This window comes from Pseudomonas baetica, assembly GCF_051216495.1.
In the GTDB taxonomy this organism is placed as follows: domain Bacteria; phylum Pseudomonadota; class Gammaproteobacteria; order Pseudomonadales; family Pseudomonadaceae; genus Aquipseudomonas; species Aquipseudomonas baetica_B.
Genome location: NZ_JBPKAM010000184.1, coordinates 1 through 7,072 on the forward strand (window position 1 = coordinate 1; position 7,072 = coordinate 7,072).

The following is a 7,072-nucleotide window of genomic DNA, read 5'->3' on the forward strand; positions in this document are numbered from 1 at the left end:
GGCTCGCTCCCACAAGGGATCTGCGGCGTTCACAAATCCCTGTGGGAGCGAGCCTGCTCGCGATGAGGCCAGCCCAGCCACCACAACTACTGCGGACGCGGCCGATCCGGCATCAACACCGCCGAGTGCTCTGGCTCGGCCACGCCGTCCGACATCGACTCTGCATGCCTCGGCATCAAAACCTGCTGTGGATAAGTCTGCGCGAAATGCGCCCACGGGCTGTTATCCACAAGCTTTTTCAAACGCTGGTTGAACGCCCGGCTCACCGCATACTGCCCACCCGACACGGTGCGGAACTGCGCCGTCAGGACCACGCCGTTGAGGTCCATCCTGTCGACGCCGAACACATCCAGCGGCCCTTGCAGGTTGTACTTGAGGAACGGATCGCTACTGATCGAATGCCCGGCTTCGCGGATCAGCTCGATGGCTTTGTCGACATCGGTGTCGTAAGTGAACTGCACCGAAAAGAACGCGTAAGCAAATTGCCGGGATTGGTTGGTCACGGCCTTGATCTGGCCGAACGGCACCGAGTGCACGAACCCCTTGCCGTCGCGCAGGCGCAAGGTGCGGATGGTCAGGCCTTCGACAGTGCCGGCGTGGCCGGAGTCGAGCACCACCCAGTCGCCGATGGACAGGGTGTCTTCAATGATGATGAACAGACCGGTGATCACATCCTGCACCAGTTGCTGCGAGCCGAAACCGATCGCCAGCCCGATCACCCCGGCACCGGCCAGGAATGGCGCAACATTGATCCCGAGGTTGGCCATGGTGGTAATCGCGCAGATCACCACCAGAATGATTTTGATCGCGTTGCGCAGCAGCGGCAGGATGGTCTTGACCCGTGTACTGGGCTGACGCGCTGAACGTTTGTTGACCGGTGGCTTCAGGGCCTCCTGGATCGCCGTATCGAGTACGACCCAGACCATCCAGGTCACCAGGAAAATCAGGCCGATGTGGCTCAGTGAATCGCTGATCGCCCGCCCGACCGAGTTGCTCACCGCGAACTCGAACAGCGACACGCCCCAGATGCGCCCAAGGATGTCGATGAACACGATGGCCATGGCAATGCGCAGCAACGCGTGGGAAAGGTTCAGGAAGCGCTCCTTGTAGGCACTGCTGCGGCGCACCTGCGCGTCACTGCGCGACTTGAACAGGTGATGCAGCGTGGTACTCAGGAACACCGTCGCAATCAGTAAAATCGTGGTGAACAGCGCACTGCGCAGTACCTGCTGATTGTCATCGCTGACGCTGATCAGGTTGATGACCGAAACCAGCACCATCAACAGAATCGGCCAATACCAGAGTCCGGAAAAAATCCGCAGGGTTTCGCGCAAGGCCGGCTGGGAGCGCCGTTGGGCCAACGGCAAAATCCGGATCACCTGACCCACTGGCCGGCGCATGCGAAACACCAGCAGACCGAATGAAATCGTTGCCGCCAGACCGGTAAACACCGCAATGCTGCTGGTGAGATTGCTGCCTAGTTGGTGAGCGATCTGCGGACTGGTCAAGGCATCGCTCAGAGCCACCAGAAAACCGATGACGAACAGCGGCCGCGGACTGTCCTGACGAATGATTTTCACCGCCCTGCGCTTATGGCCGGCATTGAACAGCACCACCAGCGACATCACCAAGGACGCGGCGAACACACCACTGCTGGTGGCATAAGCCAAACATAACGCCAGCGCCCGACCAGCCGATACAGGTAAAAACTGGCTGGCGTAAAGGGTTAGCGGCAGGCTGATCACCGCGGGAATACTGTAGGGCAATACATAACCCAACAAAGCCTGACCACGTTCTCGACTGAGCAAAAAACGATGCCGACACAGGCGTTCGGCCAAAAACCTGCCGAACATCCAAAGCAGGCCGAAGACACCCGCCCACACCGCGGTCAGCAGCAGGAAATCCCCGGTCACGCTCCAGGCCGACCGCGCCGACGGACGATTGACCAGTTGATCCACTTCATCGGCTGCACGGTCGGCGCGCAGGCGCCAGGCGTCGACCAGGTTTTCGTTGAGATCGAGCTTTTCCTGTACCTCATCGATGCTCGAACTGATCGCGCCCAACAACCCGCCTTGCACCAGGGGTTCCGGGTGCGCCGGCGGCGTCACGGCGGTGGCCGGCACGCCTGGAATCGTCGCGGCCTCAAGTTCCTCGCTGCCAAAAAATATCAGCGCCCCCAGTAATATCGCGGTCTTGAGCTTGATCAACGTATCCGCTCCCTTGGATGAGACTGTAAGGAACTGATCGGGAAATGGCCGGCAAGTTCGGTGTTAGCTCGTAAATGAACGGGTGGTAGGGGCTTCTGTGGCGAGGGAGCTTGCTCCCGCTGGAGTGCGAAGCGCTCCCAAAACAGACCATCCTGATTCATCAGGTGCACCGGGTTGATTTGACTTGCGACTGCTTCGCAGCCGAGCGGGAGCAAGCTCCCTCGCCACGGAAACTCCGTTGTCTTTGGGATATTTGATTTACACGCAAATATCAAATGCCCATCCCTGTATTTTTCCGCACAACCCAAAACCCGACACTGCGCTCCATCAAAACAACCCACCGGAGTTGCAGCCATGCCCATTGCCTTGCTCGCGCTGACCCTCAGCGCCTTCGCCATCGGGACGACCGAGTTCGTCATCGTTGGCCTGTTACCCACCATCGGCGCCGACCTCGGCGTCAGCCTGCCGTCCGCCGGCCTGCTGGTCAGCCTGTACGCATTGGGTGTTGCCGTTGGCGCTCCAGTGCTGACCGCCCTGACCGGCAAAGTCCCGCGCAAATTGTTGCTGCTGTCGTTGATGGTGCTGTTCACCCTCGGCAACCTGCTGGCCTGGAAAGCACCAGGCTACGAATCGCTGATCCTGGCGAGAATCGTCACCGGCCTGGCCCATGGCGTGTTTTTCTCCATCAGTTCGACCATCGCCACCAGTCTAGTGCCCAAGGAAAAAGCCGCCAGCGCGATCGCCATCATGTTCACCGGCCTGACGGTCGCGCTGGTCACCGGCGTACCGTTGGGGACCTTCATCGGCCAGCATTTCGGCTGGCGTGAAACGTTCCTCGCCGTATCGGCACTGGGCGTGATCGCCTTTCTCGGCAGCCTGCTTTATGTGCCGAAAAACATCGCCCACAGCAAACCCGCGTCGCTGTTGCAGCAATTGCAGGTACTCAAACAACCCCGGTTGCTGCTGGTGTACGCCATGACTGCCATCGGTTACGGCGGCTCTTTCATCGCCTTCACCTTCCTGGCGCCGATCCTTCAGGACCTCTCGGGCTTCAGCGCCAGCACCGTCAGCCTGGTGCTGCTGGTCTACGGCGTCTCGGTGGCCGTCGGCAATATCTGGGGTGGCAAACTGGCGGACAAACGCGGCCCCATCGGCGCCCTGAAAATCATCTTCGCCCTGCTCGCGGCGGTACTGTTTGTCCTGACGTTCACGGCTGGCAATCCATGGCTGGCACTGGCCACTGTGCTGGTCTGGGGTGCCGTGGCCTTCGGCAATGTGCCGGGGCTGCAAGTGTATGTGGTGCGCCAGGCGGAACATCACACCCCTCATGCCGTGGATGTGGCGTCGGGCCTGAACATCGCCGCATTCAACCTCGGCATCGCCGGTGGTGCATGGGGCGGTGGCTTGATCGTCGCCCACATGGGCTTGATCCATACCGCGTGGATCGGTGGCCTGGTGGTGTTGGTGGCGCTGGCGTTGACGGCCTGGAGCGGACGCCTGGATCGGTTGGGGCCGGTCTATGCGGCAAGCTCGACTCGCATAGTCGCCGGTCACTGACCCCCTCTCTGTGGGAGCGAGCCTGCTCGCGAAAACGGCAGCACATTCAAGATTGATGTGACTGACACACCGCCTTCGCGAGCAGGCTCGCTCACACATTTGAACCTGTACCGTCTGTAGTCCCACCGAAACTTTCCTCGCCACCCGGCAGTCAGCAAAAGAATGGGGGACCGGACGGGAGGCGACGTGTTTTGCTATTTCGATAAAAAGCAGGCAATCATCGACACCACGGTGCATCGTTTCACGGTGCTGACCGTCAACACCCACAAAGGCTTCACTGCGTTGAACCGACGCTTCATCCTGCCGGAATTGCGCGAAGCGGTGCGCAGCGTATCTGCCGATGTGGTGTTTCTGCAGGAGGTCCACGGCACCCACGAACAGCATCCGAAGCGTTACAGCAATTGGCCGGCGATGCCGCAATATGAATTCCTCGCCGACACGCTGTGGCCGCAGTTCGCTTACGGGCGCAACGCTGTCTATCCAGCGGGCGATCACGGTAACGCACTGCTGTCGAAGTTCCAGATCGTGCGCCACGACAACCTCGATGTGTCCATCAGCGGCCATGAAAATCGCGGCATCCTGCATTGCGTCCTGCGTCTGCCCGGCGAAGGTCCGCAGGTGCATGCGATTTGCGTCCACCTGGGCCTGCGCGAAACCCATCGCGACGAACAGCTGCGGCTGCTCGCCCGTCGCCTGGAGGAACTGCCAGACGATGCGCCCGTTATCGTTGCAGGGGACTTCAATGACTGGCGCCAGCGTGCCGATGCCCGACTCAAGCCCTGCGGTTTGCGCGAGGTGTTCGCCGAGTGCCACGGCAAGCCGGCGCGCAGTTTTCCCGCACGCTTGCCGGCGCTGCGCCTGGACCGCATCTATGTGCGCAACCTCAAGGCTAGCTGTCCAAAGGTGCTGACCACACGCCCCTGGTCGCACCTTTCGGATCACGCACCGCTGTCGGTGGAGATCGAGCTATGAGCACCTCGCCGATAGAGAAAACCAGCGTGGAGCAAATTGCCGCGCCACCGGCAAGCGAACCCGCCCCGGTCGACGTCGAGTATCGCTGGCAAGGCAGCAATCGCGTCGAGTTACTGGAGAACGGCGAGGCCTACTTCCCCCGCGCGTTCGAGGCCATGCGCCAGGCTAAAACCGAGATCCTTCTGGAAACTTTCATTGTGTTCGAGGACAAGGTCGGCGAAGAGCTCAAGAGCGTGCTCATCGACGCGGCGCAACGCGGTGTGCGCGTCACCGCCAGCTTCGATGGATTTGGCTGTGGCGAACTGAGCACCGGTTACCTCACCGCCCTCAGCGGCGCCGGTGTGCATTTGCAAATGTTCGACCCGGCACCGAAACGCCTGGGCATCCGCACCAATTGGTTCCGCCGCCTGCACCGCAAGATCGTGGTGGTGGACGGGACCGTTGCCTTCATCGGCGGCATCAATTTTTCCGCCGATCATCTCGCTGACTTCGGCCCCGAAGCCAAGCAGGACTATTCGGTCGAAGTGCAAGGCCCGGCGGTGGCTGACATCCATCACTTTGCCCTGTTGCAATGCGGTCGTCCGGCGCGGGCCAAATACTGGTGGCAACGGCGTCGGCAGCGTCGTTCGGAACTGGCCGTCACGGATCATGATGGTCAGGTGCGGCTGGTCTACCGTGATAACGCCGAGCACTTGACCGACATCGAAGAGGTTTATCGCCAGGTATTGCGCACGGCACAACGACGCGTAGTCATCGCCAACGCCTACTTTTTCCCCGGCTACCGATTGCTGCGCGAGATCCGCAACGCCGCCCGCCGCGGCGTTGACGTGCGCCTGATTCTGCAAGGTCAGCCCGACATGCTGGTGGCCAAACTCGCCGCGCGCATGACCTACGATTACCTGCTCAAGGCCGGCGTAAAAATCTATGAATACTGCGACCGCCCGCTTCACGGCAAGGTCGCGCTGGTGGACGAAGACTGGAGCACCGTCGGCTCCAGCAACCTCGACCCGTTGAGCCTGTCGATGAACCTTGAGGCCAATGTGCTGATCCGTGATCGCGCCTTCAACCGGGATCTGTTCGTACGACTCGAGGAACTCAGCGACAACCACTGCAAGGCCATGTTGGTGGATGAGGCCCCGCGCGGGCGGATCTGGCACATGACCGTAGGCTTTCTGGTGTTCCACTGTTTACGGCACTTCCCGGCCTGGGCCGGTTGGCTGCCGGCACACAAACCACGCCTGAAAGCGGTCACCTCTGCGAGCGGGAGCGATCAACATGAATCCCACTGAAGCCCACGCGGCGCCCCATGCCGAGCCGCCGGCCAAGTCGCGCCTGAGCCGCTGGAAGAGACCGCTGACGATGCTGTTTTTCCTGGCGTTGATCGTGTTGCTGGCGATGTTCGCCTCGCGTATTGAATGGGGTGAGGTGTTCGAGACCCTGACCGAATTCAAGGTGCGCACCCTGATCATCGCTTCCGGGCTGACTCTGGTGAGTTTTCTGGTCTACGCCTGCTTCGACCTGATCGGTCGTACCTACATCCGCCAGGATTTGACGTGGAAACAGATCCTGCCGGTGGGGATCATCAGCTACGCGTTCAACCTCAACCTGAGCGCCTGGGTCGGCGGCATTGCCATGCGTTATCGGCTGTATTCACGATTGGGTGTGAGCAAAAGCAACATCGCGAAAATCCTCGGTTTGAGCTTGGCCACCAACTGGTTCGGCTACATGGTGATTGCCGGTGCAGTGTTCACCTGCGGTTTGGTGCGGATGCCGCCCGGCTGGAAACTCAGCAGCGGCGCGCTGCAAGCCGTGGGCGTTTTGTTGTTGCTGGTAAGCGCAGGCTATCTTGTGGCCTGTCAATTTTCCAAACGCCGGGAATGGGCAATACGCGGCGTGGAAATCAACCTGCCATCCTTGCGCATGGCGATCCTGCAACTGGCGCTCGGCGCCCTGAACTGGTCGCTGATGGCCGCGGTGATCTTCACGTTGCTGCCGAGCAAACTCGACTACCCGTTGGTACTTGGCGTGCTGCTGATCAGCGCCATCGCCGGCGTCATCACCCACATACCGGCCGGGCTCGGGGTGCTGGAAGCGGTGTTCGTGGCATTACTGCAACACGAAGCGTCGCGGGGCAGTCTGGTGGCAGGATTGCTGGCTTATCGGGCGATTTATTTTCTGCTGCCGCTGTTGATCACACTGGTGATGTATTTGCTGGTGGAGGCCAAGGCCAAGTCGTTGCGGATTGCGAAGAAGCCCAAGTGATCTGTGGTGAGCTTTCCGGCCCTTTCGCGAGCAGGCTCGCTCCCACATTTGAAATGCATTCCCCTGTGGGAGCG

5 protein-coding genes are annotated in these 7,072 nt (G+C 60.6%); 4 read left to right on the plus strand and 1 reads right to left on the minus strand.

Features of this window, described 5'->3' with window-relative positions; translation table 11 throughout:
- Positions 1 to 86: 86 nt before the first annotated feature.
- Positions 87 to 2,207 carry a mechanosensitive ion channel family protein gene (locus tag ACSFE6_RS30515; RefSeq protein WP_435431092.1) on the minus strand — a complete coding sequence of 707 codons (2,121 nt, stop codon included), beginning with the start codon at positions 2,205 to 2,207 and terminating at the stop codon, positions 87 to 89.
- A 354-nt stretch (positions 2,208 to 2,561) separates the two neighbouring features.
- Here ACSFE6_RS30515 and ACSFE6_RS30520 point away from each other — a divergent pair, with 354 nt between their 5' ends.
- The 4 genes from ACSFE6_RS30520 (at position 2,562) to ACSFE6_RS30535 (ending at position 6,998) form a co-directional block, all read left to right on the plus strand.
- On the plus strand, positions 2,562 to 3,764 hold the full coding sequence (locus tag ACSFE6_RS30520) for an MFS transporter (protein ID WP_435431093.1): 1,203 nt from the start codon (positions 2,562 to 2,564) through the stop codon (positions 3,762 to 3,764).
- Positions 3,765 to 3,950: 186 nt separating this feature from the next.
- Complete coding sequence (locus ACSFE6_RS30525; protein WP_435431094.1) at positions 3,951 to 4,736, plus strand: endonuclease/exonuclease/phosphatase family protein; 786 nt, start codon at positions 3,951 to 3,953, stop codon at positions 4,734 to 4,736.
- On the plus strand, positions 4,733 to 6,025 hold the full coding sequence (gene clsB / locus ACSFE6_RS30530; protein ID WP_435431095.1) for a cardiolipin synthase ClsB: 1,293 nt from the start codon (positions 4,733 to 4,735) through the stop codon (positions 6,023 to 6,025). The genes ACSFE6_RS30525 and clsB overlap by 4 nt, the downstream gene beginning before the upstream one ends.
- Positions 6,012 to 6,998, plus strand: coding sequence for a lysylphosphatidylglycerol synthase domain-containing protein (locus tag ACSFE6_RS30535; RefSeq protein WP_435431096.1), 987 nt, complete (start codon positions 6,012 to 6,014; stop codon positions 6,996 to 6,998). Before clsB ends, ACSFE6_RS30535 begins: the two co-directional genes overlap by 14 nt.
- The last annotated feature ends 74 nt before the right edge of the window (positions 6,999 to 7,072 follow it).